At 57.8% G+C, this 26,786-nt stretch carries 24 protein-coding genes, 1 pseudogene and 1 riboswitch; of the genes and pseudogenes, 16 read left to right on the plus strand and 9 right to left on the minus strand.

Translation table 11 applies throughout. From position 1 onward, the window contains the following. Entirely contained in the window at positions 1–945 is a 945-nt protein-coding gene (locus BQ9846_RS01235) for a universal stress protein (protein ID WP_075878803.1), read from the minus strand. A 154-nt stretch (positions 946–1,099) separates the two neighbouring features. Here BQ9846_RS01235 and BQ9846_RS01240 point away from each other — a divergent pair, with 154 nt between their 5' ends. The 4 genes from BQ9846_RS01240 to BQ9846_RS01255 all read left to right on the plus strand — a co-directional run bounded on the left by BQ9846_RS01240 (position 1,100) and on the right by BQ9846_RS01255 (position 5,599). Continuing rightward, positions 1,100–2,086, plus strand: a complete 987-nt coding sequence (locus tag BQ9846_RS01240) for a TRAP transporter substrate-binding protein (protein WP_075878804.1) — start codon at positions 1,100–1,102, stop codon at positions 2,084–2,086. Continuing rightward, positions 2,086–2,649, plus strand: a complete 564-nt coding sequence (locus BQ9846_RS01245) for a TRAP transporter small permease (protein WP_075878805.1) — start codon at positions 2,086–2,088, stop codon at positions 2,647–2,649. The genes BQ9846_RS01240 and BQ9846_RS01245 overlap by 1 nt, the downstream gene beginning before the upstream one ends. Continuing rightward, a complete protein-coding gene (locus BQ9846_RS01250; protein WP_075878806.1) occupies positions 2,646–3,911 on the plus strand; it encodes a TRAP transporter large permease in 1,266 nt (421 codons plus the stop codon). Before BQ9846_RS01245 ends, BQ9846_RS01250 begins: the two co-directional genes overlap by 4 nt. Before the next feature lie 188 nt (positions 3,912–4,099). After that, a complete protein-coding gene (locus BQ9846_RS01255; protein WP_075878807.1) occupies positions 4,100–5,599 on the plus strand; it encodes a CoA-acylating methylmalonate-semialdehyde dehydrogenase in 1,500 nt (499 codons plus the stop codon). 106 nt (positions 5,600–5,705) lie between these two features. Here the strand turns inward: BQ9846_RS01255 and BQ9846_RS01260 are convergent, their stop codons facing one another. Continuing rightward, positions 5,706–6,398, minus strand: a complete 693-nt coding sequence (locus BQ9846_RS01260; RefSeq protein ID WP_075878808.1) for a hypothetical protein — start codon at positions 6,396–6,398, stop codon at positions 5,706–5,708. 164 nt (positions 6,399–6,562) lie between these two features. Between BQ9846_RS01260 and BQ9846_RS01265 the strand changes: the two genes are divergently transcribed. The 4 genes from BQ9846_RS01265 to BQ9846_RS01280 all read left to right on the plus strand — a co-directional run bounded on the left by BQ9846_RS01265 (position 6,563) and on the right by BQ9846_RS01280 (position 11,207). Then, positions 6,563–7,150 (plus strand): peroxidase-related enzyme, encoded by a 588-nt coding sequence (locus BQ9846_RS01265; RefSeq protein ID WP_075878809.1) that lies wholly within the window; start codon positions 6,563–6,565, stop codon positions 7,148–7,150. Positions 7,151–7,262: 112 nt separating this feature from the next. Further along, positions 7,263–7,375: riboswitch (TPP riboswitch) on the plus strand. Further along, positions 7,365–8,741, plus strand: coding sequence for an SLC5/6 family protein (locus BQ9846_RS01270; RefSeq protein ID WP_075878810.1), 1,377 nt, complete (start codon positions 7,365–7,367; stop codon positions 8,739–8,741). It overlaps the preceding riboswitch by 11 nt. A 79-nt stretch (positions 8,742–8,820) precedes the next feature. Further along, positions 8,821–10,230: a sensor domain-containing diguanylate cyclase gene (locus BQ9846_RS01275; protein WP_075878811.1), complete on the plus strand. Its 1,410-nt coding sequence runs from the start codon at positions 8,821–8,823 to the stop codon at positions 10,228–10,230. A gap of 8 nt (positions 10,231–10,238) precedes the next feature. Beyond that, entirely contained in the window at positions 10,239–11,207 is a 969-nt protein-coding gene (locus tag BQ9846_RS01280; RefSeq protein ID WP_075878812.1) for a magnesium transporter CorA family protein, read from the plus strand. Here the strand turns inward: BQ9846_RS01280 and BQ9846_RS01285 are convergent. Further along, a complete protein-coding gene (locus BQ9846_RS01285) occupies positions 11,204–11,671 on the minus strand; it encodes a methylated-DNA--[protein]-cysteine S-methyltransferase (RefSeq protein WP_075878813.1) in 468 nt (155 codons plus the stop codon). The two genes, BQ9846_RS01280 and BQ9846_RS01285, sit on opposite strands and share 4 nt — an antisense overlap. Positions 11,672–11,783: 112 nt before the next feature. Between BQ9846_RS01285 and BQ9846_RS01290 the strand changes: the two genes are divergently transcribed. Both BQ9846_RS01290 and BQ9846_RS01295 read left to right on the plus strand, forming a co-directional pair. Further along, positions 11,784–12,971 (plus strand): alcohol dehydrogenase catalytic domain-containing protein, encoded by a 1,188-nt coding sequence (locus BQ9846_RS01290; protein ID WP_075878814.1) that lies wholly within the window; start codon positions 11,784–11,786, stop codon positions 12,969–12,971. A 10-nt stretch (positions 12,972–12,981) separates the two neighbouring features. Next, complete coding sequence (locus BQ9846_RS01295; protein WP_075878815.1) at positions 12,982–14,043, plus strand: proline racemase family protein; 1,062 nt, start codon at positions 12,982–12,984, stop codon at positions 14,041–14,043. Here the strand turns inward: BQ9846_RS01295 and BQ9846_RS01300 are convergent. Continuing rightward, the gene (locus BQ9846_RS01300; protein WP_075878816.1) at positions 14,013–14,219 is read right to left on the minus strand and encodes a DUF1289 domain-containing protein; all 207 of its coding nucleotides are present in this window, start codon (positions 14,217–14,219) and stop codon (positions 14,013–14,015) included. The genes BQ9846_RS01295 and BQ9846_RS01300 overlap by 31 nt on opposite strands. A gap of 165 nt (positions 14,220–14,384) precedes the next feature. Between BQ9846_RS01300 and BQ9846_RS01305 the strand changes: the two genes are divergently transcribed. Beyond that, a complete protein-coding gene (locus tag BQ9846_RS01305) occupies positions 14,385–14,954 on the plus strand; it encodes a DJ-1/PfpI family protein (protein WP_075878817.1) in 570 nt (189 codons plus the stop codon). Between the two features lie 71 nt (positions 14,955–15,025). Then, positions 15,026–16,084 carry an NAD(P)-dependent alcohol dehydrogenase gene (locus tag BQ9846_RS01310; RefSeq protein WP_075878818.1) on the plus strand — a complete coding sequence of 353 codons (1,059 nt, stop codon included), beginning with the start codon at positions 15,026–15,028 and terminating at the stop codon, positions 16,082–16,084. 90 nt (positions 16,085–16,174) lie between these two features. Here BQ9846_RS01310 and BQ9846_RS01315 read toward each other — a convergent pair whose 3' ends face one another. Further along, positions 16,175–16,885, minus strand: a complete 711-nt coding sequence (locus BQ9846_RS01315) for a class I SAM-dependent methyltransferase (protein ID WP_075878819.1) — start codon at positions 16,883–16,885, stop codon at positions 16,175–16,177. Positions 16,886–17,165: 280 nt separating this feature from the next. Between BQ9846_RS01315 and BQ9846_RS01320 the strand changes: the two genes are divergently transcribed. Together BQ9846_RS01320 and BQ9846_RS01325 are read left to right on the plus strand one after the other, a co-directional pair. Continuing rightward, positions 17,166–18,743 carry a glutamate synthase-related protein gene (locus BQ9846_RS01320; RefSeq protein WP_075878820.1) on the plus strand — a complete coding sequence of 526 codons (1,578 nt, stop codon included), beginning with the start codon at positions 17,166–17,168 and terminating at the stop codon, positions 18,741–18,743. Positions 18,744–18,801: 58 nt separating this feature from the next. Next, positions 18,802–19,836 (plus strand): DUF2235 domain-containing protein, encoded by a 1,035-nt coding sequence (locus tag BQ9846_RS01325; RefSeq protein WP_075878821.1) that lies wholly within the window; start codon positions 18,802–18,804, stop codon positions 19,834–19,836. 10 nt (positions 19,837–19,846) lie between these two features. On the opposite strand, the pseudogene BQ9846_RS01330 reads toward BQ9846_RS01325, so the two are convergent. The 3 genes and pseudogenes from BQ9846_RS01330 to BQ9846_RS01340 form a co-directional block, all read right to left on the minus strand. Then, positions 19,847–20,011: pseudogene (locus BQ9846_RS01330) on the minus strand (glycerophosphodiester phosphodiesterase); the annotation flags it as partial. 212 nt (positions 20,012–20,223) lie between these two features. Then, on the minus strand, positions 20,224–20,913 hold the full coding sequence (locus tag BQ9846_RS01335) for a TonB-dependent receptor domain-containing protein (RefSeq protein WP_075878822.1): 690 nt from the start codon (positions 20,911–20,913) through the stop codon (positions 20,224–20,226). A 26-nt stretch (positions 20,914–20,939) separates the two neighbouring features. Then, a complete protein-coding gene (locus BQ9846_RS01340) occupies positions 20,940–22,889 on the minus strand; it encodes a choice-of-anchor U domain-containing protein (protein WP_144049361.1) in 1,950 nt (649 codons plus the stop codon). A 296-nt stretch (positions 22,890–23,185) separates the two neighbouring features. On the opposite strand from BQ9846_RS01340, the gene BQ9846_RS01350 reads away from it, so the two are divergent. Continuing rightward, on the plus strand, positions 23,186–24,439 hold the full coding sequence (locus BQ9846_RS01350) for an IS256 family transposase (RefSeq protein ID WP_075878825.1): 1,254 nt from the start codon (positions 23,186–23,188) through the stop codon (positions 24,437–24,439). Here BQ9846_RS01350 and BQ9846_RS01355 read toward each other — a convergent pair. Further along, entirely contained in the window at positions 24,354–25,637 is a 1,284-nt protein-coding gene (locus BQ9846_RS01355; RefSeq protein ID WP_075878826.1) for a DUF4347 domain-containing protein, read from the minus strand. The two genes, BQ9846_RS01350 and BQ9846_RS01355, sit on opposite strands and share 86 nt — an antisense overlap. Before the next feature lie 545 nt (positions 25,638–26,182). On the opposite strand from BQ9846_RS01355, the gene BQ9846_RS01360 reads away from it, so the two are divergent. After that, complete coding sequence (locus BQ9846_RS01360; protein ID WP_075878827.1) at positions 26,183–26,749, plus strand: flavin reductase family protein; 567 nt, start codon at positions 26,183–26,185, stop codon at positions 26,747–26,749. Positions 26,750–26,786 lie beyond the last annotated feature (37 nt).

Here is a 26,786-nt window from a genome sequence, read left to right on the forward strand (position 1 = left end):
CTATACCACCACCGTGACCGGGCAGGGGGCCAGTTCGATGACTTTTTGGCTGACGCTGCCCAGTAAAGTTTCCCGCCACCGGCCAAGGCCGCGACGCCCCATCATGATGACCGGGCTGTCGTCGCAGTTGCGCGCCTGTTCAACGATGGCCTCGCCGTAGCGCTCAGCCTGCAATAAAGACTCGTGAACCCCTGCGCCCACCTCACCTAGCACGTCGCGGGTGTGGGCAAAAATGCGCTTGGCTTCCGCCTCGCCGCTATCTCTGTTGCTACTATCTCTATCGCTACCATCTCCCTCACTACTGTTCCCCGGTGGCACTTCGCTTGAGGGCTGGCAGTAGATGATCTCGACCGGGATATTGCCGCTGCGGGCTAAATCGCCTGCTAGCCGTGCGGCATTATCGCTTGCCTCGGAGCCATCTGAGGGCAGCAAGATGCGCCCGATGCGCGCCGTTTCGACAATTTCCGCATCGGCGTGCAAAACGGTGACGGGGCTTTGGGCGCGGTGAATCACCGCATTGCTGACGCTGCCTTTTATCCACTTACCGATTTCGCCCAAATGCCGGGCGCCCATCACCAGCTGCGATTTTGTCTGCTGCCGAGCATGCTCGACAATCGCCCGCTCGGGGTGCGAAACAAAGCTCTCACCGCGTAGGCGCACCTCTTCCACGTTTAGCGTTGAGGCAAAAGAGAGGTCTTTGAGTGCATGGCGAGCATGGTCAAAAGCCACATCGGCTTTGGCGTCTCGCTGTTCGCGATCAAAGTCCACTTCGCCTTCGCGGTTGGCGGGTAAATCGCTCAGTTCGGCGGGGTGGAGGGGGAGGACATTAACCAGCTGCAAGGTGGCGTGATAGAGGCTGGCGAGTAGCGCGGCGTGGCGCGTTGCTGCCTCGGCCTCTTGGGAACCGTCGATGGCCACTATCACCGATGAAATCTGCTCACTCATGCAACGCTCCTGGTATCCGTTCAGCCGATTCGGTCGCTACGTCGTTAGTTTAAGCGGGTGCCATCAACGTTGCCACTGCGGTATTCTCAACGGCAGCCCGCTCGCGTGCGACTTTCTTGCTGAGCACGACTTTTTCGCTGAATAAGGGATCACCATGAACCAACGCAAAACTGTAACGCTGGCCGTGGCGGCCACCGCCTTAGCGCTCTCTTCGCTATCGGCGCAGGCGCGCGATTTTCGTTTGGGCTTGATCACACCGCCGCAGCACTTGTGGTCAATGGAAGCAGAGGCGTTCGCCGATAGCCTAAACGCGCGCTCAGACGGCGAGCATAGCGTGTCGGTCTATCCCGCTCAGCAGTTGGGCAATGAAGCGCAAATGGTGCAGCAGTTGCAAACCGGCGCGCTGGACATGGCGTTTTTGACCATCGCCGAGATTTCCAATCGAATTCCCGATTTCGGTGCGCTCTACGCCCCTTATCTCGTCGATGACGTTAACCACGCCGCCCGCCTGTTGCGCTCCGATGCGGCAGGTGAGCTTTTGGATTTAATGCCCCAGGGCGTGGGTTTGGTGGGGGTCGGCTACGGCATGGTGGGGATGCGTCAGGTCTTGAGTCGCGACCCTATCACCACCGCCGAGGACTTCGAGGGGCTGCGGATACGCATTACCCCCTTCGAGCCGATTCGTGACTTCTACACCGCTACCGGTGCGGCGCCGGCGCCCATGCCGCTCTTGGAAGTCTACGATGCGCTGGCCAACGGCCAGGTGGACGCCATCGATATGGATTTTGATTCGATCTTGATTCTGAAATTCTACGAGCAGGCGGAGCACTTGCTGATTTCCAACCACATGATGTTCCCGATGGTGGGCGTGGTATCCGGGCGAGTCTGGAGCGAACTCTCCCCGGAGGATCGCGAGCTGATTGAATCGACCATGGCAGAGCATCTGGAGAATGTCCTGGCTGGCTTTGAGGCGAAGGATGCCGCGCAGGAAGAGGAGATTCGCGCGCTGGATCTGAATATCGTCGAGGCTGACGCTGAGTTCTTTAGCGAGGCGATTGCCGAGTGGGAAGCGATCTGGGCACCCAAGGCCCCCATGTTAGAAACGCTGCGTGAAGAGGCCGAGCGCTTGCGAGAGAAGTGATGCTACAGCGCTTATCCACCGGCCTTGCCCGCATCGAAGAGATCGCCGCCGCTTTTCTAGCGGCGGTGGTGACGTGTTTGATCCTTACCAACATCGCCTTTCGCGCCTTCGGGAGCCCGCTTTACTGGATCAGCGAGCTTTCCATCTACGCCATGATTTGGATGACATTTTTGATTGCCAGCGCTGTTTTAAAACGTCGCCAAGGGATTGCCGTGACGCTCTTGCCCGAGGCGCTGTCGCAAAGCGGGCGTAAACTGGTGAGCCTTTGGGTAGACGCCGTGGTATTGCTGTTCGCGCTTGTGATGGCGGTCCTCTGCTGGCAGTGGTATCAGCCTCTGACGCTCGCTCGGCTCGGTTTCGATACCCAGGCGTTTCAGGGTGAGACGTTTAATTTTATCTACGCCGAAAACACATCGACGCTAGGAGTGAAGAAGTTCTGGTTCTGGCTGATTGTGCCGTGGTTTGCGCTATCGCTGACGCTACACGGGGCGGCGAACCTTATCCAAGCGCTTTGGCAGTGGCGTGACCCGGCCGAAGAGCCCGGGACGGAGGCGCGGCCATGACCGCGTTGATCTTTGCGCTTCTGCTCCTTAGCGCCGTGCCGATTGCCCTGGTGCTGGCGCTGACCGCGATGTGGTACATCCAAGCCTCCGGCAATACCGTGCTCTTTGCCTCTTACCCGCAGCAGCTCTTCAGTGCGATTGAGAGTTACGGTTTGCTGGCGATTCCGCTTTTTATGCTCGCCGGCGAACTGATGAATGAAGGCGGGCTCACGCGACGACTGATTGCGTTGGCGCGGATTTTTGTTGGTGGGTTTCGCGGCGGTTTGGCCTATATCAACCTTGTCGCCAACATGATGATGGCGGCGATTATCGGTTCAGCGGCCTCGCAAATCGCGATCATGTCGCGGGCAATGGTGCCCGCCATGGAGCAGGAGGGCTACGATACACCCTATAGCGCGGCCATTACCGCCGCGGGCGGTCTGCTCTCGCCGATTATTCCGCCTTCGATGCTGTTTGTGCTCTTTGGCGTGATCGCGCAGGTACCCATTGCCGAAATGTTTATCGCCGGGCTTCTGCCCGGGCTTTTGCTGGGGTTTAGCTTTTTTGTGGTGATTGCCGTGGTGGGGCTTGTGCAGCAGTACCCCAAAGGCGCGTGGCCCTCGCGCGCCCAAGCGCTCTCTGATTTGGCCTGGGGGCTCCCCGCGCTCTCGATTCCGGTGATTATCATTGGCGGTATTCTGCTGGGTATCGCCACGCCCACCGAGTCCGCCGCGCTTGCATCGTTGGCGGCGCTGTTGATTGGCCGCTTTGTGTACCGCGACCTCAATCTTGGGCGCTTGCCGCAAGTGCTGCGTCGCACCGCGGTCAACGCCGGGTTGGTGATCATGCTGATCGCCGCCGCGGGGGTGTTTGGTTGGGTGGTGGTGTATGAACAGTTACCCCAGATGGCAGCTGCCTGGATCGCTGCATTGACCACCGATCCGTTTATGTTTTTGCTGCTGTTAATCGGCGTGCTGCTACTGGTCGGCATGGTGATTGACGGTATCGCCGCCTTGATTTTGGTGGTGCCGATTTTGCTGCCGATTGCGCAAAACCAGTTTGATATTAGCGTTTATCAGTTTGGCGTGGTGGTCTGCCTGACGCTTGTGATGGGGCTTCTCACCCCGCCTGTCGGCGCCGGGCTTTTCGTCGCCTCATCAATGACCGGGGCGCCGCCGCTGAAGATATTCCGTGCGCTGCTGCCGTTTTTGCTGGCAACGCTTATAACGCTGATACTGCTGGCTTGGCTGCCCTGGCTAACCGACGTTTTGATTAGCCGCTAGGGGACGTTTGGCCCAATGTCGGCGCACGGCGGAAGGAGCATTGACCCCACCGCGAGAATCTTGTTTACTCGCGTGACACCCAGTTGACGCTTACGTTAACTTACTGCCGTGCCCTTTAATCAAAACGTTTTTAAACGGTTGCTAAAACCGGCTCTAAGAACAAGCATAAAGACGATAGGAGAGAGTGTATGTCCGTTCGCGAAATCCCCATGTATATCGATGGCAAGCAAGTCACCTCGCAAAGCCAGGAGTGGCGCGATGTGGTGAATCCGGCGACGCAGGAAGTCGTGGCCCGTGTGCCGTTTTGTACCGCCGATGAGGTGGAGCGCGCGGTGGCCAGCGCCAAAGAGGCGTTTAAAGAGTGGCGTAAAGTGCCGCTAGGTAAGCGCATGCGCATCATGCTCAAGCTACAGGCGTTGATCCGCGACAATGCCTCCGAGCTTGCCGCGCTGATCACCGAAGAGCACGGCAAAACCCTGCCGGATGCCGAAGGTGAAGTGGGCCGCGGTCTGGAAGTGGTGGAGCACGCCTGCTCCATTACGTCGCTGCAGCTAGGCGAGCTGGCGGAAAACGCCGCCAATGAGGTGGATGTTTACACCATGCACCAGCCGCTGGGCGTGGGCGCGGGCATCACCGCGTTTAACTTCCCGATCATGCTGCCGTGCTTTATGTTCCCGCTGGCAATCGCCACGGGCAATACCTTCGTACTCAAGCCCTCCGAACAAGATCCCAGCTCCACCATGCGCTTGGTCGAGCTCGCCCACGAAGCGGGCATTCCGGCGGGGGTGCTCAACGTGGTGCACGGCGGGCCGGAGGTGGCCAATCAGATCGCTGACCACAGCGACATTAAAGCGCTGTCGTTTATCGGCTCCACCCACGTGGGGTCGCTGCTCTACAACCGTTCGGCGGCCGCCGGCAAGCGCATGCAATCCATGATGGGGGCGAAAAACCACTGTGTGGTCATGCCCGATGCCAACCGCAGCCAGGCGATCAACAACCTGCTGGGCTCGGCCTTTGGGGCCGCCGGCCAGCGCTGCATGGCCAACTCCGTTGTCGTGCTAGTCGGTGAAGCGCGCGAGTGGCTTGAGGATATCGTCGAAGGCGCGCGCAACATGAAAGTCGGCCCCGGTACTCAGCGTGACGCGGATTTAGGCCCGCTGGTATCGCCCCAGGCCAAAGAGCGCGTTGAGCGTTTGATTGCCACCGGTGAGAAAGAGGGCGCCAAGCTAATGGTGGATGGTCGCGGCTGCACCGTGGACGGCTACCCCGATGGCAACTTCGTGGGGCCGACGCTCTTTGCGGATGTCACGGCTGAGATGACCATCTATCGCGAAGAGATTTTTGGCCCGGTGCTGTGCGTGGTGAACGTGGAAACACTCGATGACGCGATCGCGTTCATCAACGCCAACCCCAACGGCAACGGCACGTCGATTTTCACTAACTCCGGCTGGGTCGCACGCCGCTTTGAAACCGATATCGACGTCGGTCAGATCGGTATCAACGTACCCATCCCGGTGCCGGTGGCGTACTTCAGCTTCACCGGCTCGCGCGCCTCCAAACTGGGTGATCTCGGCCCCAACGGTAAGCAGGCAATTGCCTTCTGGACCCAAACCAAAACCGTGACCGCCCGCTGGTTCGAGCCGGAAAACGTCTCTAGCGGCATCAACAGCACCATCTCGCTGAGCTAAACCGAGCGCGATTGACCTTGCCAAATAGCGATCTTGCCAAAAAACAAAGCCCCGCATCCGCGGGGCTTTGCTTAAAAGAGGCGCTGTGCTCTTGGGCGATGTCAATTTAGGTGATATCAAACAGCGGCGCGCTTTCGGTCAGCAAGCGTCTAAAAGGCTCAAGTTGGCTTTCATGGAGCACGAGAAGGGTTTTCTCGGTCGCGAAGTGCCGCCCAGGGGGGACCAAAAACGCGAACTCACCCTCTTCGAGGTGAAACTCATGAATCTCGCGCATGCCTTGCGGGGTACGGCACTGGCTACTGCGGTAGGCGTCGTCCTCACCGTAAACCAGCCGGTGATACATTTTGAACAGCGTATAAAGCGCAAGGCCGCCCTCAAAGGAGGGCCAGCGCGCCGGACGCGCTTTGGTTTCTTCATCGAGCACCTGGCCATCGGCTTCGGCATCGGCGATGGCGTCGCTTAGGGGCTTAGCGAGCAGCGAGCCGGCCTGTGCGGGAAACAGGGTGTTGTTTTTAATTGCCGTGGTAAATTCGTCGGCGGCGTGGTGTAAGTCTTTCATCTCGCTGAGCGAGTACTCCGCGTACTTGAGGTCGGCAAGCTCGCAGCCGCCGTTCTCCCAGCCGTAAATAACGCGTAGCGTGAGCAGCTCGCGTTGCATGGGGCGAATGGCCAATAGGTAGAGCATCACGCGGATATGCAACTGCCGCTCGTGGCTTTGGTTGTCAAACGCGTGGTAGGGGTCGGCAAATAGCTCGTGAAGACGGCCGGGGGTATGTTCCTTCGCTTCGGTGTAGCGCATGGGGCTTCCCTATAAACTCACGATGGCGCGGGGTAGCGCCTTTATAGCGGGTAAAAGTGCGGTAATAAAATCTATTTTCAGTATGGCGAGCCTAGCGCCAGATTAAAAGTGCCAAATAACGCAATAAAGCGTTAAGCACCCACAACAACAAGAGGAGTTATTATATGTTGACGCCCATCAGCCGGTTTAGTGTGCCGGCGTCGCTGGACGACCTGCCCGAGGATATTCGTCAAACCATACTGGCGGTGCAGGAGAAAGCTGGGTTTGTGCCCAATGTGTTTTTGATGCTGGCCCACCGGCCGGAGGAGTTTCGCGCCTTTTTTGCCTACCACGATGCGCTGATGGAGCGCGAGTCCGACACCCTCACCAAAGCCGAAAAAGAGATGATTGTGGTGGCAACGAGCGCGCGTAACCGCTGCCTTTACTGCGTGGTTGCCCACGGCGCGCTGGTGCGCATCTATAGCAAAACCCCCGAGCTTGCCGACCAGGTGGCGGTGAATCACCGCACTGCGGCGATCAGCGAGCGCCACCGCGTGATGCTCGATTTCGCCCTGCACTGCGGCCTGGAGGTAGGCGAGTTAACCGATGAGTGGGAGGAGAAACTCATCGGCGTCGGCTTCACCCGCGAGGATATTTGGGACATCGGCGCGATTACGGCGTTTTTCAGCCTTTCCAACCGGCTGGTCACCCTGACCGGGACGCCCCCCAATCCGGAGTTTTATCTCATGGGGCGCGTACCGCGTGATAAATAGCGCCTCCGCCACGGCTTTACTGCGCCACGTCTTTACTGTGTAGGTGAATTGCGTAACCATACGCCTCCTAAGCCATTAGGCGCGGCGCGAATAAGCGCTTCACAATTCAATTCACTGTCGCCAGGGGAGCCCAATCGGGCTGAGAGAGCGTGGGGCATTGCCTCACACTGACCCTGGAACCTGATCCGGTTCGTACCGGCGGAGGAAGTGCGACATGCCTTACCTAACCACTGCGGCTCTGGCCGCGGCACTTGTCTGTTTTGCTTATCTGGGCCTGCGCGCACGCCGCGCCGATGGTCTGCTCGATGATTACGTCACCGCGCGCAATTCGCAGTCGGCGAGCACGCTGGGGCTGTCGTTTCTGGCCTCGGGGATGGGGGCGTGGATTCTGTTCGCCCCGCCGGAGATCGGCGCCTTTGTCGGGCCGGTCGCGCTCGCGGGATACGCCATCGGCTCGGCGCTGCCGTTTATCGTGCTGGGCCTTTATGGTCCTAAAATCCGTCGTGCCCTGCCCGAAGGGCGCAGCATCGCTGAGTTCGCCGAGGCGTGTTACGGGCGCGGGGTTCGGCGCTGGGTATCGCTAGTATCGGTGGCTTATATGGCGTGTTTTCTCGCCGCCGAGTTGACCGCCATTGGCGCGATTACCGCTCTGTTATCCGATGTCCCGCCGGCGCTGGTGATCTTGGGCGTGGCATTGACCACGCTGGCTTATACCGCCGTGGGCGGTCTGCGGGCGAGCCTCGCTACCGACCGCTGGCAGGCGTGGCTGTTGATCGTGCTTCTGCTGGTCGTGGGCGGCGTGGCGCTGACATCGCTGCCCAAGACCGGGCAAGCGGCGCCACTGCCAAGCGCCCCGTTAGGCAGTGCGCTGAGCGTGGCGCTGACGCTGGTGATTGCTGTTACCGCAGCCAACTTGTTCCACCAAGGCTACTGGCAGCGCGTCTGGGCCGCCGAGGATAATCAAAGCTTGGGGCGGGGGGCTTGGCTTGGTGGCGGCGCGACCGTACTGGTGGTGATGCTGGTGGGAAGCCTTGGAATGGTAGCGGCAATGAGCGGCGTTGGCCTAGGTGAGCCGCCGATTCCCTTTTTTGCGCTGTTAAGCGAGGCGCCGACCTGGCTGGCGCTACCGGCGCTGGTGCTGGCGGTCACGCTGGTGGCATCGAGCGTGGACACGCTGCAAAACGGCATTGCGTCGTTGGCGGCGGGCAATAGCCGTAAAAGTCGCTGGTCGCTGGCGGCGGCGCGCTGGGGCACGGTCGCGCTGATGTTGCCGGTGGTGGTAGTCGCGCTGCAAGGGTACTCGGTACTGCGGCTATTTTTGATCGCCGATCTGCTCTGCGCGGCGATTGTGGTGCCGGTGTTGCTGGGTTTATGGCACCGGATGACGCCGCGCGCGGCGGTGCTTGGCGGTGTGGCGGGCATGCTCGGCGCCATTGTGCCGGGCTGGGTCGCGCAGGGTAGCCTCAGCGCCGGGCTTCTGGCGGCGAGTTTCCCTCAGAGTATCCCCACGCTGCCGCCGTTTTTGGGGGCGTTGGTGGCATCGACACTAGTAAGCGTGGTGATGGCAACCCTAAATCGGCGTAAGCGTTGACGGTTGCTGCGTGTCAAAGGCAGCAAGATAGCGACTAACACGTTATGCTGAAAGGAAATCTCAGCGTATAACCGTGCCTATGCTTAACTACCCAATTCCCGCGAATGAAGCACATCGCTTGGCCGTACTGCATAAGCTGAAGCTGCTGGATAAGCCCAATGATCCGGTGTTTGACCGGGTCACGCGTTTGACCACGAAGTTGCTTAACGTGCCAATTGCCACGGTGACGCTGATCGACGCCGAGCGTCAATGGATTAAGTCCGGTGTGGGCACTGATATCCGCGAAACGCCGCGAGGTGAAGCGTTTTGTGCGCACACCGTCACCGAAGGCACACCGCTGGTGGTGGAAGATGCCCGCGAAGACCGTCGGTTTCGCGATAACCCCTATGTCGATTGCGACGGAGGCATCCGTTTTTACGCTGGCATACCGCTACTGACCTCGGAAGGCTACGCCCTTGGCTCGCTGTGCGCCGTGGATATCAAGCCCCGCCGTCTGCGTCGGGAAAAACTCGACGCGCTAAAGGATTTAACCGACATCCTGAACGACGAAATTCATCTGCGTGAGCACGTCCTTCATGAGCAGCAGCGTCGTGAGGCCTCGCAGCGTGCGCTAAGTGCGCTGCACCGCAGCTTGGAAGAGCAGATCGAGCGACGTACCCATGAATTGAACCTGGTGATTGAGTCCGCCTATGACGCCTATATTAGTGTGGATGAGCGCTATCGCGTGGCGGACTGGAACCGCGCCGCGGAGACGATGTTTGGCTGGTCACGCGATGAGGCATTAGGGCAGCCGTTGAGCGGGCTGATTTTCCCCCAGGGGGTGCCGGTTTACGATGAAACGGCCCCTATTGAGCTTAACGCCTGTCGCCGCGATGGGCGCGAGCTGCCCGTCGAGGTGCGGATGCAGTCGCTAAGCGTGGAGGGGCGCAACCGCTATAGCCTTTTTCTCCATGACATCACCGAGCGCCGCCAACTAGAGCGCCTGCGCGACCGCGAAGCGCGTGAGGATGCCTTAACCCTGCTGCCCAATCGCCGAGCATTGGATGAGCGTCTACCGGAAGCCATGGCCCGTGCCCGGCGGCTGCAACAGCCTTTGGCGGTGCTGTTTTTAGACTTGGATGGGTTTAAAGCCGTGAACGATCACTACGGGCACGCCATGGGCGATGAGCTGCTGCGCGAAATAGCCAAACGCTTGAGCCTCAGCGTGCGTGAAACCGATTATGTGGCCCGCTGGGCGGGGGATGAGTTTGTGATTGTGCTAGAAGGCATGGCGCCCGAAGCGCGGCTGGGTTTTGCGGAAAAGCTGATTCGTACGATCGAAGCGCCGATCACCATAGGCGAAACCACGCTCAACGTGAGTACCAGCATAGGCCTGGCAAGCTATGCGCCCGAGAGCCAAGAAACCCCGCAGGAACTGCTAAAGCGCGCCGATGTCGCCATGTACGAAGCCAAGCATAGCGGCAAAGCGCAAGTGAAAGTCGCCGAGTAAGGAAATACATGATACGCGTACTACTAACGCTACCCGATGGCACCGAGCAAGAGGGCGATGAAACCCTGATAGCACGCTTTCACGACACACCTCAAAGCCATATCTGGGTCGATATTCGTGGCGAGGCGCAAGCGCGAGAGCGCGCACTGCTTGAAGATTTTCAGTGTCATCCGCTGGCCATTCAAGATGCCCATAAAGAGCGCCACCCGCCGAAGATCGAGGAGTTTGAAACCCACACTTTGATTATCTATCGCGGTATCTCCTCGTTTGATGCCGAGCTTAACTATGTGCCGCAGCAGGTGAGTTTTTTCGTCGGCGAGCGCTTTTTGATCACGCTGCACCCGGGGGAGGCGTTGAGTATCGAGCGGCTCTTCAACCAGGCGGGCGCGACGCTTTTACGTCAATCACCCGAGCGGGTGGCGCTGCGCGTGATGTACACCTCCGCCGGGTTTTATATCGATAGCCTGCTGCAGTTTGAAACCGCGCTGAGTGATATCGAGGATGAGCTACTTGAGGCGGGCAACGACGACTTGATGCGGCGCATTACCGCTTATCGCTCACGGCTAGTCAAAATGCGCCGCGTGTTTAGCTACCACAAGGGCATTACCCAAGAGCTTACCGCTTACGACTACACGCACCTACCCCGTGAGGATAACGAAACGCTGCACGCCATTACCGACGTGGAAGAGCGCTTTGAACGCCTCTATACGCTCACGCAGATGTATTACGATATCTGTGGGGACCTGGTCGATGGCTACATCTCCATCTCCTCGCACCAGCTCAATATCACCATGCGCGTGCTGACGGTGATTACCGCCATTTTTGTCCCGCTGACGTTTATCGCCGGTGTTTACGGCATGAACTTTGAGTACATCCCCGAACTTGGCTACCGCTACGGCTACTTCTTTGTCTGGGGCGTGATGCTGGGGATCGGCGCCATGCTGATTTGGCTGTTTAAGCGTAAGCGCTGGTTTTAGCTCGCCGACTCGTGGGCCAGCAGCCACTGCTTGCGCGTTAGGCCACCTGAATAGCCGGTCAGCTTGCCGCTTGCGCCGATCACCCGGTGGCAGGGCACGATAATGGGCAGCGGGTTACGCGCGTTCGCCAGCCCCACCGCACGGGAGGCGGTGGGTTGGCCAAGCGCGGCGGCGATGTCGCCGTAAGAGCACGTAACCCCAAACGGCACCTTGCAAAGGGCCGCCCATACGCGGCGCTGAAACGGGGTGCCCGAGGCGGCAAGCGGGAGGTCAAAGCGTTGACGCTCGCCAGCGAAATACTCGGCAAGCTGCGCTTTGCCGCGCTCAAGCAGCGGGTGCGGCTGTGCGGGGGGCTCAGCCGCTGTCTCCGCTGAACAGAAGGTGATGGAGGTTAATCCCGTGTCATCCGCTTCCAGGCGCAAACGCCCCAGCGGCGCGGGCGCTTCCAGGTAATCCCAAACCATGCGTTATGCTCCTCAACGCGCGCACGCCCATGGCGATACGGCATAAGTTTGCTATCGTCGTAGTGAAAAATGAGTGCCCGTTAGCAGTATATACAACCAAGAGGAGGCATTTATGGCAGACAACGCGACTCATCTACCGAATCGCATGGCCGCTATGGTGCTGACCGGCCACGGTGGCATCGACAAGCTTGAATACCGTGATGACGTACCCGTTCCCGCCCCCGGCCCGGGTGAAGTGTTGGTGCAAGTCACCGCGACAGCCAAGAACAATACCGATCGCAAGGCGCGCGAGGGGCTCTACCCGACCAAAGATAAAGCGGATGTGACCTCGTTCGCCATGGGCGGTGAGCCGACGCTGACATTTCCGCGGATTCAAGGCGCCGATATCGCTGGACGTGTGGCTGCCGTGGGCGAGGGCGTTGATCTTACCCGTGTGGGCGAGCGCGGCCTGCTGGATTTCAACCTCTATGCCGATACACGGCGCGATCTCAATCTGACGCCAGATTATTACGGCCATGGCGCGGACGGGGGCTTTGCCGAATACGTCGTCGTTCCCGCTGATCAGTTCCACCACATTCCCAACCCAGCGCTTGCGGACGCCGAACTCGCCGCCATGGGCATGTGCTCGTATCAAACCGCCTACCACATGATGACTTCCGCCAAGGTGAATGCGGGCGAGCGTGTGTTGGTTACCGGCGCCAGCGGCGGCGTGGGCACGGCATTGATTCAACTCTGCCGCGTGGTCGGGGCGATTCCCTACGCGGTGAGCAAACCCGATAAGGCCGACGCGCTGCTGGCACTCGGCGCCGAAGCGGTGATCGATCGCGGCGATTTACCCACCTTCGTGGATCGCGTGCTGGATGCCACCGATGGCGCCCCCATCGATGCGGTGATGGACTTGGTCGGCGGTGAGATGACCCACCTCTTTATCGACACCATGATCGGTGACATGAACGCGCGCAGCACCTACCCGCGCCTATCGATTGCCGGTGCTAGCGGTGGCAACGTCAGCGAAATGATGTGGACGCGCATCTACCTCTATCAGGTGCAGATTTTTGGTGTCTCCCACGGCACCCGCGAAGAGGCGGAGCAGTTGATGGCGTGGATTCGCCGTGGCGAGCTTAAACCGGTGCTGCACGCCGCGTTCAAGCTCTCCGAGCTGCACGAGGCCGAACGCTACTTCGTCAATCGCGGTAGCAATTACCTGGGCAAAATCGTGATCGTACCGGATAGCCAGTGGGAGGCCCACGGCGCCCCGTTTGCCCTAAATGCCGCTAATAAGCATACTGCTAACGAGTAAGTGAGCCGCGATGAATACCACTCATACCATTCAACTGATGGATACCCACGCAGGCGGCGACGTGAGCCGTATCGTCACCGGCGGCATCGATTTGCTCCCGGGCGCGACGGTGCGCGATCAGATGGAGTATCTGCGCGACGACGCCGATGGCCTGCGCCAATTGCTGCTGACCGAGCCTTACGGCATTCCCGAAATGTCGGTGGATTTGATCGTGCCCGCCACCCACCCCGACGCGGAGGCGGGGTACATCATCATGGAGGTGATGGGCTATCCGATCTATTCTGGCTCCAACACCCTGTGTACTGCCACCGCCGTGCTGGAACACGGCATCGTGAAGAAACAGGAGGGAGTGCAGCACTTCAAACTGGAGTCCCCCGCGGGGCTTGTGAATATCACCGCGACGGTCAAAAACGGCGTGGTGGAGTCGGTCACCTGCGAGGGGTTGCCGAGCTACATCGACACCTATCGCGCCACCATCAACGTGCCGGGTATTGGCAACGTCACTTACTCCATCGCCTATAGCGGCGGTTTCTACGCCCTGGTCGACGCCGAGGCGCTGGGTTTCAAATTGATTCGTGAAGAGGAGCGAGCGCTGGCCGACTGCGCCTACAAGATTGTCGAGGCGATCAAGGCCGAGCGGGGCTTCTCCCACTACACCCTGGGCGATGTGGGGCCGCTGCCGTTTTTGCACTTTATGGGGCCGGAGGAGCGCATCGCTGAAGGCTATGTGCGTTCGCGCTCGACCACCTACGTTCACCCCGGGGTTATTTGCCGCAGCACCACGGGCACCGGTACCTCGGCGCGGCTCGCCTTGATGCAGTACGAAGGGCGGCTGAATATCGGCGATAAGTTGGAAACCGTCTCGCTGCGCGAAACCGGCTTTATCGGCACCTTTACCGCCACCCATCAGGAGGGGGAGTATCAGGTGGTGGAGAACAACATCACCGGGCGCAGTTACGTGCTAGCCACCTCCAATATCGTCATCAACTGCGCTGACCCACTGGTCTATTGCGGTAACCTCCACCATATCTTAAGCGACCGTCACGCCAGTATTCCGCTGGGCGGCCAGTAGCCTTCTGCCTCTAGTCGCTCCCACACCGGGGCCTTCTCGGCCTCGGTCATACGCCCCCAACCGGCAATTTCATCTAGCGTGCGTCCGCACCCTTCGCAGGCGTTGGTGCCCTGATTGACACGGCATACCTGCACGCAGGGCGAGAGTGGGCGTTTGGGGTTAGCTTTCTGGATCATTCTCTCATTCCTCGGCAAGCGATGTGCCACCCTAGAGCACTCCATGTAATGGCTCAAGGGTTGAAGTTACCGCCTTTCAGCTACACTCATTTTGTGGATGCCACTGACACTGCATTCTCTTTCACCGCACTATTTTTCACTGCCTAAAGGCAAAGGAGCACAGACATGAGCGGCAAACGTATTCTAATGATTACCGGTGATTTTACCGAGGATTACGAAACCATGGTGCCTTTCCAAGCACTGATGGCCGTCGGTCACCAAGTCGACGCTGTTTGTCCGGACAAAAAAGCAGGGGATAGCGTTGCCACCGCGATTCACGATTTTGAAGGCGATCAAACGTATACCGAAAAGCCCGGCCACCGCTTTTCCCTAACCGCTGATTTTTCCAGTGTGAACCCCGAGGATTACGACGCCTTGGTACTGCCGGGTGGTCGGGCGCCGGAGTACCTGCGTTTAAACGGCGACGTGCTCAAAATGATTCAGCACTTTTTCGACGCGAATAAACCCGTGGCGGCGATTTGCCATGCCGCGCAATTACTCGCAGCCGCCAAGGTGTTAGAGGGTCGGCAGTGCTCGGCCTACCCGGCGTGCCAGCCGGAAGTCGAACTCGCGGGCGGGCGCTTTGCTGACATCGAGGTGGCGGACGCGGTCACCGACGGCAATCTTGTCACGGCACCGGCTTGGCCGGCTCACCCCCAGTGGTTGGCGCAGTTTATGGCCCTGCTGGATGCATAATGCCCATAACATCACCCACGATCGCCAAATGAGGGTCTTCGATAAGCCCGTTTAATCAAGGAACTATATAGATGACCGAAGTGAATGCCTACGCCGCCCACGCCGACGACCAACCGCTAGCCCCGTTAACGATCGATCGCCGCGCGCCGCGCCCTGATGATGTCGCGATTGAGATTCTTTACTGTGGCGTATGCCACAGCGATCTTCACTTTGCTAAAAACGACTGGGGCCTGACACGCTATCCGGTGGTGCCCGGCCATGAAATCGTGGGTCGTGTAACCCGCGTGGGTGATGACGTTACGCGTTTTAAACCCGGCGATGTGGTGGGCGTAGGGTGCATGGTGGACTCTTGTCGTACCTGCGCGGCGTGTAAGGATGACGTCGAGCAGTACTGCCTAAACGACTTCACCATGACCTACGGTAGCGATGACCGCCACGATGGCACCATGACCCAAGGCGGCTACTCTGAATCGATTGTGGTCAGTGAGCACTTTGTGCTGACCATGCCGGAAGGTATTGACTTGCCTTCCGCCGCGCCGATTCTTTGCGCCGGTATCACTACGTACTCACCGCTTCGTCACTACGGCGTGCGCAAAGGCCATAAGCTCGGTGTCATCGGCATGGGCGGGCTTGGACACATGGGCGTGAAGCTCGCCAAGGCGCTGGGCGCTGAGGTCACCGTCTTTACCCGCTCCGAAGATAAAGTCGAAGAAGCCAAGCGTCATGGCGCCGATCACGTGGTGATCTCCACCGATGAAGCGCAAATGAAAGCGGTGGCTGAAACCTATGATTTTATGCTCGATACCGTACCGGTGGAGCACGACATTAACCCTTACCTCGCTGCGCTCAAATACGATGGCACCCATATCATGGTCGGGCTGATCAACGGCCTTGAACCGCCTGTTCAAGGGGCCAACTTGATCTTTAAACGCCGTGTTCTGGCGGGGTCGCTGATTGGTGGCATCGCTGAGACGCAGGAGCTGCTGAACTTCTGCGCCGAACACAACATTACCTGCGATGTGGAAATGATTGACATGCAGAACATCAACGAGGCCTTTGAGCGGATGAAAAAAGGCGACGTGCACTACCGCTTTGTGATCGATATGGCATCGCTGAAAAGCACAACATAAAAGCAACGCGTCAACAGCAGCACGCGCGAGCGATCGCGAACAACGCCACCGGGCTCTCCGGTGGCGTTGTTGTCTATTTGGGCTGTTTTATTAAAGGTGCGCGCTGACCCTGAGGTAGACGTAATCCGCCGTCCAGTGGTCATAGCTATCGCGCAAACTATAACCCAGGGTGAGCAGGGCATTATCAATGATGGCATAGCGCAAATCCTCATCCAGACCGTGCAAAAACGGCTCGGCAAAGTGCGAAAGCCAGCGCTCCATCCCCGGTGGGAGCGTCTTCGGAGAGGGCACCAAGGCAATATGCTCGACCTTAAACCCGACGGTGGCTAACACGTGCCGGTACTCTTCCGGGGTGGGGAAGTACCATGGATAGCGCCGGTGGGTGCTGATGCCGCGAAACTGCAGCGCGGCGATCAGTGCCGTGCAGATGGCGGCGGTATTGCCATGCCCGCCAAACTCCGCGATGAAGCGCCCACCGGGTTTTAGCGCCCGTTTAACGCCCGCTAACACCGTTTGCGGATCCAACATCCAGTGCAGCAAGCCAATGCTAAACACCGCATCAAACTCACGATCGAAGGTCATTTTATAGGCGTCCATGACCCGTGCGTCCACTCCGCGCTCTTGCGCGGCGGTCACCCGCTCCTTGACGGTATCGACGCCCACCACCTCAACGCCCTGTTTGAGTAGCCGTTCGGTGAGCACGCCATCGCCACAGCCCAGCACCAAGATGCGCTCTCCGGGCTGAGGGGCCAAGAGATCGAGCGCTTCCTGGCCGTGGGTGGCGTGAGATGAGGTGGTCATAAAGTCCCCTAAGCGCATCCAGCGCGGTCATGGTGATTGATCTCACCAGTATAGTGCGGCGCCAGCGCCCTCGAAACCTCATTAATTCCAAGTGATTCAGCACCCTAAAGTCGTCATAGAGAGTTGCTATGGCGGCGTTTTATACGTTTTTGCCGCTTACCTGCTAGGCTGAAGGCAATGCACGCGCAAGACGTGCTGAGCCCTTAAAGACCGAGGCACCTAAACGAAAAGTCTTTTAAAAAAGTCATTTATAAAGAGTCATTAAAAAAGGACGTTAGCAATGAGCCAACCCATCGTGGCGGAAAATTCGCCCATTGATGTCGAGCTAAAAGAAGGCAAGGAGTACTATTTTTGTGTCTGCGGGCGCTCCAGTGATCAGCCCTTCTGCGATGGCTCCCATGCCGATACCGACTTGACGCCACAAGCGTTTACCGTCGACGAGAGCGGCGAGGCGACGCTCTGCCGCTGCAAGCACACGAAGAACCCGCCTTACTGCGATGGGTCGCACGCACAGTTTGACGATGACGATGTGGGTAAGGAAGGCCCCGGCCCGGATGCAGACGAGGAAGATAAAGAAGAGAAAGACGATAGCGAATCTGAGAACAAGGCCCCGGCCCCCAAAGCCACCAAAGAGGAGCCCACGGTCGAATTTATCCATCAGCTGGCCAAAGAGGGGCTGTCAAAAACTGGCCCCCACGGCCCAATAGACGCCATGGGGGTGCCCGGTCACACCTTGCCGAAATGGGACGATCTGCAGCTGATGGTCGCTCAATTGGCGACTAAGCCGCTGATGGAGGACGCCGAAGTGTCCACCGAGCTGGTCATTGGGCCGGAGGCCAAAAAGCCGCTCACGCTAAACATCCCACTGTTGGTCTCCGATATGAGCTTTGGCGCGCTATCTGAAGAGGCCAAAATCGCCCTAGCCAAAGGTGCTGAAATGGCGGGCACGGGCATTTGCTCGGGTGAGGGCGGCATGCTGCCCGAAGAGCAGGCGGAAAATTCGCGCTATTTCTATGAGCTTGCCAGCGCTAAATTCGGCTACGATGAAGCGCTTTTAGAGCGTGTTCAAGCCTTCCACTTCAAAGCCGGCCAGGCGGCCAAAACCGGCACCGGTGGCTATCTGCCCGCCAATAAAAACAGCGCCAAAATCGCCCAGGTGCGTAATTTGGAGGAGGGTACGGCGGCCACTTCGCCCCCCACCTTTGAAGACCTTACCAGCGTGGAGGATTTTCAACGCTTCGCCGGGCGCGTGCGCGAGTTAACCGGCGGGATTCCAGTGGGCTTCAAACTCAGCGCCAACCATATCGAACGGGATATTCAATTTGCCCTCGACGCCGGCGCGGACTACCTGATTCTTGACGGTCGCGGTGGCGGCACCGGGGCGGCGCCTTTGATGTTCCGCGACCATATTAGCGTGCCCACCATACCCGCCTTGGCGCGGGCGCGGCGCTATCTGGATCAAACGGGCGCCAGCGGCCGTGTCACTTTGATTGTCACCGGCGGGCTGCGCGTGCCGATGGATTACGTCAAAGCCTTGGCGCTCGGCGCCGACGGTATCGCCCTGGCCAATAGCGCCATTCAGGCCATTGGCTGCGTTAGCGCGCGCATCTGCCACACCAACAACTGCCCCGCCGGGGTCACCACCCAGGGCGAAACCCTGCGCAAGCGTCTGGATGTCGATGCTGGTGCTAAGCGGCTTTGCACCTTCCTGAACGCCTCGACCGAGTTGATGCAGGTGATGGCGCGCGCCTGTGGCCACTCGGCCTTGAGCGAGTTCAATCCGGACGATCTCGCCACATGGAACCGGGAAATGGCGCAGCTTTCCGGTGTTGTTTACGCCGGTATTCAGCAGCCTTGAGGCCTAGATACTTTGCTCCAAAGGTACCGGTAAGTGCCCCATTAAAACGAGGTATCACATGGCTCATATTGTGGTGTGTGCAGACGGTACCTGGAACCGGCCGGAAGAGGATTTAGACAACGATTTTCCGACCAATGTGCTGAAGCTCGCCCGCGCGGTGAGCCCTAACGCCGACGGCGTTAAACAGCGGGTGTTTTACGACTGGGGGTTAGGCTCCTACCACAGCGGGCTAAGCGCCGGGGCGACCGGCGTGGGCATTCACAAGAACATCCTCGATGGCTACCGCTACATCGTGCAGAACTACGCCCCGGGGGATCGACTCTACCTGTTCGGCTTTAGCCGAGGGGCCTACACCGTTAGGGCGCTCAGCGGGTTGATTAACAACTGCGGCATTTTAAAGCGCAACGATGCGAGGTTGGTGGTGGAGGCGTGGAAAATCTACAAAAGCCCTAAAGCAACCGACCACCCCGCTGGCACCGCTGCCCAACGCTTCCGTGCGGCTTACTCCCACCCAAGCCGCGACGTGTACTTTATTGGCGTGTGGGACACGGTCGGCGCGCTAGGCATTCCGTTCAGCCTCATGGGGTTGTTTGAAAGCGATGACGAATTTTACGACACCAAAATGGGGGCCAATGTCGCGATTGCCCGCCATGTCTTGGCGATCGATGAAAAGCGTGAAGATTTCAACCCCACCGTTTGGATGTCCCGCCCAGGTGTCGATTTAAAGCAAGTCTGGTTTGCTGGAGTACACGCTGATATCGGCGGCTCCTACAAGCCGGATAAAAACGGCCTGCAAGCCGCCGATACACCGCTTGCCTGGATGCTGGATGAGGCCAATGCCGCTGGTCTGGTGACGGAATCCCACATTCGCGACAACCTGACCGACGGCGCTAACGGGCAGATACACCGCTCGCGTAAACACGTTTATCGCGTAAAGCGCCCGCTGGATCGGCAACTGGTTATTGAGGATAAGCCCACGCTGATCCACCCGAGCGTTAAAGCCCGTTATGAGCGTGATACCCGCTACCGCCCACCCGAGCTGAAAGCGCTCGTGGAAGGGCGGGGCTGGGAAAACCTCAACGTCGGCGCGTGACAGCAAACGGCTACTCCACCACCTCTAGCAGGCGGTCAGGGTAGTTGGTGAAGATACCGTCAACGCCCCAATCCAATAGGCGCTGCATTTCCTCGCGCTCATTGACGGTATACACGTGTACGGGGAGAACGTTTTCCTGCGCCTGACGAATAAAGTCGGCGTCGATAACGTCCTCGCTATTCACGTCAACCTGGACCACCTGGTCCAGCTAAAAACACGTCGAGGTTGATGCCATTAAATGCAAAGTAATGTGAAACGAGTCGTTGGATGAACCTTTATAATGCTGTACCTCGTTTAACGAATATCGGCTAAAACAGCCGTTTTTGGTGTGAGGCATTTATAAGCCCAACGGCTCGATGAGGCATCCATCTTATTGGTGACGGCGTTTTACCAGCGCCAAGTAAATCCTGCACTTACGGTATCAACATCAAAGCTAGGTAAATTATCTGTCTCTCCGGCTTCGAAGTAGCGCGTGTAGCGACCGCGCAAATCGAGTTGCTCGGTCAAGGCAAAGGAAGCACCAAGGCCCAGTGTGGGTACCCACTCGCGGCTGTCGTCGCTTTGGCTGCCTGAATCGACAGAAGTATTGAAGTTGTTAACTTCTGCATGGTATTCACGCTCGTTTTCAAGGTAGGAAAGACCAGCAGTGCCCTGCATTGAGAAGCGATCATTCAGAGGCCATTGCCCGACAAGGTGCGCACCGAAGCCTGAGAGTTCTACTGTTTCGGTAGCATCAAGGGTGGCACTGGCCCCTTGAGAGCCAGTTCCTTCCAGAGTCATGCTTCCCGAGTACTCGCCCAAATTTTCGTAGAACAGCTCGACCGCCCAGTAATCATTCCAGGCATAGCCGGCGCCCAGGCGCCAGAGCGTATCTCTATCGTCGTCACTAACACGAGCACCCGTGGCGGTGGACGATGCACGCCAGTCTGTAGCGGCCTGATCGAATCTCTTAGTGGACAGGTTAGCGTAGCTAGCGCCTCCATCAAGCAATACATAGCCGGCGCCTTGTGCCTGGCTGATTACGAGCATGCCCATGGCTGCCACCAAGGCAACACGGTAACCATTTTGTTTCGTCATTATGTCGAATCCTTGTCGAGTCGAAATCATCCCAGTGTCTGCCAAATCCAGCTAAAGTCTTCCAGGCCCGGCGTTTGAGGGTCGAAAGGTGTCTCAGGTCCGGGTTCAGGTTCGGGTTCAGGTATTGGCTCTGGCATTGGCTCCGGAGTAGGTTCTTCCTCCTGACGAAAACCGATGGCTCCCGGATCGGCAATCACTCCGTTGGCAACGCCATCAGCATCGAATTCGCCACCATCTTCCAGCATGAAATCAAACCGCAGCTTGCTGCCTTCTTGCGAGAAATCACCACCAAAGTCTTCACTGGCGAGATTGACCCAATCTCCCCCAGAATCCTGCTTCCAATAACCATTGGCGTTGAGGTCATCATCCACAAAGAGCGTAAAATCGCGTGATCCACCGATGGTATCGATATCCGTTTCAAAGGTTATCAAACCGAGGGGCATCTCCAGGTCATCCGGCCGATCATCAGGGGCATCTAGCTGCTGTATATCGCGTAAATCCGATGCATTGCCATCTTCTGCTTCGGAGCCAATGGATGACAGGGTGACGAATACTTCTGGAACCCCGTCAGGGTTGGAAGATGGATCGGTGGTTTCCAGAAAAGACACCGATGCAACACCGTCCTGCTCTGCATCGGCAATGCCGTCGCCGTTACCATCACCTGTCGTGTCGCCATCGAGAGAAGGAACCTCGGCTTCCTCCTCAAGGGGAATACCATCAGGATCGGGTTCAGGCGTGGGCTCGGGCTCAGGTTCTGGTGTCGGTATTGGCGTTGGTGTCGGTGCTGGAGCGTCGGCGACTGGGCCTATGGCGTTAGAGGTCACCGCTTCCTCTGTACCATGGTCGTCGGTGTAGCTGGCACGCACGCTGATCTGATTACCTACATCGGCTTGGGTGAGGGTATAGTCTTCTCCGGTGGCGCTATCAATGGTGCTGCCATCGCGCAACCACTGGTAGCTGATATCCCCTAGCCCGTCCTTATCAGATAGCGTATTCGATGCTGTGAGTGTCTCGCCTTCCTCGGCAGTGCCGCTGATAGTGACATTGCCTGTGGGAAGTGCGTTGATGTCGAGAATCGAGCGAGTGGGTTCTGAGGTGAACGTCTCTTCCTTACCGTATCCATCCGTATAAGAAGCTCGAACGCTGATCTGACTGCTCACATCGTCTTGGGTGAGGGTGTACTCCTCGTCGGTAGCGTCATCGATGGTGCTGCTATCACGCAACCACTGGTAGCTAATCTCACCTAACCCGTCCTCGTCAGCGAGGTTGTGGCTGACGGTGAGTGTTTCTCGTTGTATCAGGACGCCGTTAATGGTCAAGCTTCCGGAGGGAGGATCATTGACATTGACGACAGGACCTACGCTGCTGGAAGTTACCGATTCATCCGTTCCTTGGTCATCGGTGTAGCTGGCCCGCACGCTGATCTCGGCGTCAACATCTTCTTGGGTAAGGGTGTAGGTGTTATCGGTGGCACCGCTAATGGCATTGCCTTCACGCAGCCATTGGTAGCTGATCGTGGCATCTGTTAGCCCATCATCATCTTCCAAGTTATTTGAGGCAGTGAGTTCCTCATCTTCTTTGGCGGTTCCACTAATGGTGACAGTACCTTCCGGGGACACATTGGTATCGGTAATTGGGCTGGTGGCGCTAGATGTCACCGACTCCTCTGTGCCCTGATCATCGGTGTAGTTGGCACGAACGCTAATTTTTTCGCCAACGTCGGTTTGAGTCAGCGTATAGGTCTCTCCAGTGGCACCGTCGATGACGGTATCATTGCGCAGCCACTGGTAGCTGATATCCCCAAGCCCATCCTCGTCGGCCAAGGAGTTACTGGCGGTGAGTGTTTGATTCTGTGTCGTGGTACCGTCGATGGTCACGCTGCCGGTGGGAGGATCGTTAACATTGGCGATAGGACCTATGGTGCCGGACGTTACCGATTCATCTGTTCCTTGGTCATCGGTGTAGCTAGCTCGCACACTGATCTCGGCGTCAACATCTTTCTGGGTAAGGGTGTAGGTATTATCGGTGGCACCACTAATGGCATTGCCATCACGCAGCCACTGTTAGCTGATCGTGCCCAGGCCGTCCTCGTCAGCCAGATCGTTGGAGGCTGTGAGCGTCTGATCTTCCTCGGCGGTGCCGCTGATGGAGACATCACCCGTGGGTGGTGAAGAGTTAAGCTCGATTCTGGTGTATGGGAGGAAGTAGGAAGGGTGGCGTATCCTGTTGATTGATCACGACCAAGATCTCAACCAACAAAAGTGGATACGCCATGACTGATTCTACCCTCCAAGCCGTGACACAGCCAGACAACGACATCACGGACCCGCTGCATGAGCTGCTACGCCAGGGAGCCCGAGACTTAATCGCCAAGGCCGTGGAGGCGGAGCTAACGACGTTTCTGGAGCAATACGCCGACAAGACGCTGGAGGATGGGCGTCGTGCCGTGGTCCGCAACGGCCACTTGCCCGAGCGCACGATCCAGACAGGCATCGGTGATGTTAGCGTGCAAGTACCCAAGGTACGGGACCGCAGCGGCCATGGCGCTTGCTTTAACAGCAGCCTGCTACCGCCCTATTTGAAGCGAACCCGCAGTATCGAGGAGTTGATCCCCTGGCTCTACCTGAAGGGAATCTCCACCGGCGACTACCAAGAGGCACTGGCCGCGCTGCTGGGTGATCAGGCCAAAGGCCTTTCGGCGAACACCGTGTCCCGGCTTAAGAAGCAGTGGGAGGACGAGCATGCTGACTGGCAGAAACGCGACCTATCAGAGCAGCGCTATGTCTATTGGTGGGTCGACGGTATCTACAGCAAGGTGCGCATGGATGACAGCCTGTGCCTGCTGGTGATCATCGGTGTGACCGAGCATGGCCGTAAAGAGCTGGTTGCCGTCGAAGATGGACGACGGGAGTCGGAAGCCAGCTGGGTAGAGCTGCTCACGGGACTACGGGAACGCGGACTCACCCATGCCCCCAAGCTTGCGATCGGCGACGGTGCCATGGGGTTCTGGGCGGCGTTGAGCAAGCTCTACCCGGAAACGGATCACCAGCGTTGCTGGGTACATAAGACGGCTAACGTACTGAACAAACTGCCGAAATCCGTGCAGCGCAAGGTCAAGGCTGACCTGCACGAGATATGGATGGCCGAGACACGCGACAAAGCACACAAGGCGTTTGATCGCACCGTGAAACGCTTTGACACCAAGTACCCCAACGCCATGGCGTGCTTGGTGAAGGATCGGGAGGCGCTGCTGGCGTTCTACGACTATCCGGCAGAGCACTGGTTGCATATTCGTACAACCAATCCGATCGAATCGACCTTCGCTACGGTTCGCCTGCGGAGCAAACGCAGCCGGAATTGCGGTTCTAGGGCAACGACCTTGGCGATGGTGTTTAAGCTGCTTCAGAGCGCTCAGAAGCGCTGGAAGCGGATAGCCGGGTTCAACAAACTGGAACTCGTCGTGAATAATGTGAAGTTCCAGGATGGTGAGCCTTTAACCGATCAATCAGACAGCAACGCCGCTTGACCGCTGTACACCAGACTTGACCATAACTCGGTGGTGAATTGCCGGAACCAGGTGTGCTGATTACAAAATTGTCAAATCCTAGTGAGAAGCTTTTAGTGTTTGCTGGCTTAATCGTAATTGAGGAAATGTCATCAAAGGCTGGGTTATCAGAAACGTCCACCACGGTGCCGACATCGGTATCCGCCACTTGAAAAGATCCGATAGCAATGCCATCGGCGTCGGATGTCGTGACATTGACCTTATTGTCAGTGGTGATATTGTTTGATGCGACATCGAAGCTTTCTAGACTAAAGGTATTCTGTGTTCCATCGGTGCCTGCATCGTATGTGATGGTGTAAAAGGGTACGTTATTACCGTCAACGGCAACGTTTTTGGCACCAAAATCAAGGTTTGGGAAACCTTGATCCGCGATGACGAATTGCGATTCGTCAAACAACTCGCCGCCATCAATGACCAGCGTGTTGCCGTTCAGGGTCTGCGTAAGAGTATTATCGAACTCTCCGCTGACGGTACCTTCTGGATCAAAGCCAAATGTCTGCAGCACACCGGGAAACCGCGTCAATGCCTCTGAGGCGATAGGGGCGGGCATGGCCGGCACTAGACTTCGTGTAGCAAGGCCCCAATTACCCCCCTTTTCTTTAGAGCCAACAAGAGTTGCAGATGCGGCGACATCCACCCCGAGTGCTTCTTCGAGCTGAGCTATTAGCGATGTGCCGATGGCACCTGCGCCAAGCCGGCACCCATACAGCAGCAGCTGGCCATCCGGACGCAAGGCCTGGCCAATGCGCGCAAAAAGTTCGGGGTGATGCTCAAGCGTAGCGGTATCCAGCGTGGCGGTACCAAGCTGCATCCGTCCTGGCTCGCCGTGGCCCAGAAGATGAGTGGAAGCTAGTTCATGTTGTCCTTCCAGTGCCTCAACCAGTTTGGCTAGGCCATTCTCGTGGGGTGCAATAAGAATAAGCCTTGCGTCTTGCTCAAGGCCTCGTGCCAACTCGCGCCAGCCATCCACATTGGTGTCCAGCACGACCAAATGCTTTGATTTTGGCGCTGTAGTTTCGTTAAGCCCGAGCCTTTGTCCGCCTTTTCCGGTGAGTTGCATTATGCTCTTTCCACACTGTTTGCCATTGAATAGGCAGATATGATCTTCGGCGGTAGTAGGGGTAACGACGATTTCATGGTGATGGTCTGAGGCTTTCATGACGGCTTCTCCTTGTCGCTCTCTGGTTCGGGCACTCATGGAGGTGGTGATGCCATTGGGCCGAATAGTGGTGACATGCAACCGCGTACCTTTCGTTTAAGGGCTTAATACCAGTGAAACTAAAAGCCTCACGCGGTAACTGCTGATACAGTGGCAATGCCTAAGAAAGTGCACCAGGTCAGTGAATAACGTTAGTTCGATCGGCGCTTTTTATTTTTAAGTAAAAGTTTCCTTTTCGCGGACTTATGGGAAGCAGTCTAGACACTCTATTCATTCGCACAAGCTGGCAGTAGGTAAAGCTGATTGAACTGGTTATCCATAAATCGTCTCTAGCCAAACGGGGCGCCCCACTAATGGCATGTTCTTCTGCGCCCCCCCTCTTTCATTATTGCTATTCAGTTGTGGCAACTTTGGCATGCCTAGCGAGAGTGCAGTCAAGCCATTGTTGACAGGTGATAAGAGAAACCTTGCTTCGTGAAAGCAACTGCTAGACTGGACGGTAACCAACGCACACCCGATGTTTTCAGCACCGACAGGAGAGCGCGATGCACAAGTATGAGAGGGCGAACCAAGCCGAGGTGCCGCTGGATAGAGCGCGGCGCTATCTGGAACCGGGGCCCGTGGTGCTGGTCTCGTCAGAGCACGAAGGCGAGCGCAACCTGATGACCATGGGTTGGCACATGATTCTCTCCTTCACGCCGTCGCTGTTTGGCTGCCTTATTTCAGCGGGCAATCACAGCTTCGAGCTGGTACGCAAAAGCCGCGAATGTGTCATCAATGTACCCACCACGGCGCTTACCGATGAGGTGGTGGGGATCGGCAATAGCAGCGGTCGCGAGATTGACAAATTCACCCACTTCAACCTAACGCCAGAGCCATCCGATAAGATCACCACACCGGGCGTGCGTGAGTGCTACGCCAACTTCGAGTGCCGGCTGTTGGACGACAGCATGATCGAGCGCCATAACTTCTTTCTCTTTGAGATCGTGGCCGGGCGCGCGGCAACGACGCCTGAGTACCCCGAGACCCTGCACTACACGGGCGACGGAGTGTTCATGGTGGCCGGCGAGATCATCGACCGTCACCAGCAATTCCTCCCCCAGATGCTGTGAGCAAGCGGGACTTCCGCTTTGCAACTCGGGCCTGCTT

Source organism: Vreelandella massiliensis (assembly GCF_900155385.1).
Lineage (GTDB): Bacteria > Pseudomonadota > Gammaproteobacteria > Pseudomonadales > Halomonadaceae > Vreelandella > Vreelandella massiliensis.

What these genes read in the sequence shown, in the direction of transcription:
- BQ9846_RS01305 (WP_075878817.1), top strand. Translation starts at nt 14,385, where the DNA reads ATGAGCGGCAAACGTATTCTAATGATTACCGGTGATTTTACCGAGGAT.
- BQ9846_RS01235 (WP_075878803.1), bottom strand. Translation starts at nt 945, where the DNA reads ATGAGTGAGCAGATTTCATCGGTGATAGTGGCCATCGACGGTTCCCAA.
- BQ9846_RS01310 (WP_075878818.1), top strand. Translation starts at nt 15,026, where the DNA reads ATGACCGAAGTGAATGCCTACGCCGCCCACGCCGACGACCAACCGCTA.
- BQ9846_RS01260 (WP_075878808.1), bottom strand. Translation starts at nt 6,398, where the DNA reads ATGCGCTACACCGAAGCGAAGGAACATACCCCCGGCCGTCTTCACGAG.
- BQ9846_RS01290 (WP_075878814.1), top strand. Translation starts at nt 11,784, where the DNA reads ATGGCAGACAACGCGACTCATCTACCGAATCGCATGGCCGCTATGGTG.
- BQ9846_RS01250 (WP_075878806.1), top strand. Translation starts at nt 2,646, where the DNA reads ATGACCGCGTTGATCTTTGCGCTTCTGCTCCTTAGCGCCGTGCCGATT.
- BQ9846_RS01270 (WP_075878810.1), top strand. Translation starts at nt 7,365, where the DNA reads ATGCCTTACCTAACCACTGCGGCTCTGGCCGCGGCACTTGTCTGTTTT.
- BQ9846_RS01275 (WP_075878811.1), top strand. Translation starts at nt 8,821, where the DNA reads ATGCTTAACTACCCAATTCCCGCGAATGAAGCACATCGCTTGGCCGTA.
- BQ9846_RS01335 (WP_075878822.1), bottom strand. Translation starts at nt 20,913, where the DNA reads ATGACGAAACAAAATGGTTACCGTGTTGCCTTGGTGGCAGCCATGGGC.
- BQ9846_RS01325 (WP_075878821.1), top strand. Translation starts at nt 18,802, where the DNA reads ATGGCTCATATTGTGGTGTGTGCAGACGGTACCTGGAACCGGCCGGAA.
- BQ9846_RS01320 (WP_075878820.1), top strand. Translation starts at nt 17,166, where the DNA reads ATGAGCCAACCCATCGTGGCGGAAAATTCGCCCATTGATGTCGAGCTA.
- BQ9846_RS01245 (WP_075878805.1), top strand. Translation starts at nt 2,086, where the DNA reads ATGCTACAGCGCTTATCCACCGGCCTTGCCCGCATCGAAGAGATCGCC.
- BQ9846_RS01285 (WP_075878813.1), bottom strand. Translation starts at nt 11,671, where the DNA reads ATGGTTTGGGATTACCTGGAAGCGCCCGCGCCGCTGGGGCGTTTGCGC.
- BQ9846_RS01280 (WP_075878812.1), top strand. Translation starts at nt 10,239, where the DNA reads ATGATACGCGTACTACTAACGCTACCCGATGGCACCGAGCAAGAGGGC.
- BQ9846_RS01315 (WP_075878819.1), bottom strand. Translation starts at nt 16,885, where the DNA reads ATGACCACCTCATCTCACGCCACCCACGGCCAGGAAGCGCTCGATCTC.
- BQ9846_RS01300 (WP_075878816.1), bottom strand. Translation starts at nt 14,219, where the DNA reads ATGATCCAGAAAGCTAACCCCAAACGCCCACTCTCGCCCTGCGTGCAG.
- BQ9846_RS01360 (WP_075878827.1), top strand. Translation starts at nt 26,183, where the DNA reads ATGCACAAGTATGAGAGGGCGAACCAAGCCGAGGTGCCGCTGGATAGA.
- BQ9846_RS01295 (WP_075878815.1), top strand. Translation starts at nt 12,982, where the DNA reads ATGAATACCACTCATACCATTCAACTGATGGATACCCACGCAGGCGGC.
- BQ9846_RS01355 (WP_075878826.1), bottom strand. Translation starts at nt 25,637, where the DNA reads ATGAAAGCCTCAGACCATCACCATGAAATCGTCGTTACCCCTACTACC.
- BQ9846_RS01255 (WP_075878807.1), top strand. Translation starts at nt 4,100, where the DNA reads ATGTCCGTTCGCGAAATCCCCATGTATATCGATGGCAAGCAAGTCACC.
- BQ9846_RS01240 (WP_075878804.1), top strand. Translation starts at nt 1,100, where the DNA reads ATGAACCAACGCAAAACTGTAACGCTGGCCGTGGCGGCCACCGCCTTA.
- BQ9846_RS01265 (WP_075878809.1), top strand. Translation starts at nt 6,563, where the DNA reads ATGTTGACGCCCATCAGCCGGTTTAGTGTGCCGGCGTCGCTGGACGAC.
- BQ9846_RS01350 (WP_075878825.1), top strand. Translation starts at nt 23,186, where the DNA reads ATGACTGATTCTACCCTCCAAGCCGTGACACAGCCAGACAACGACATC.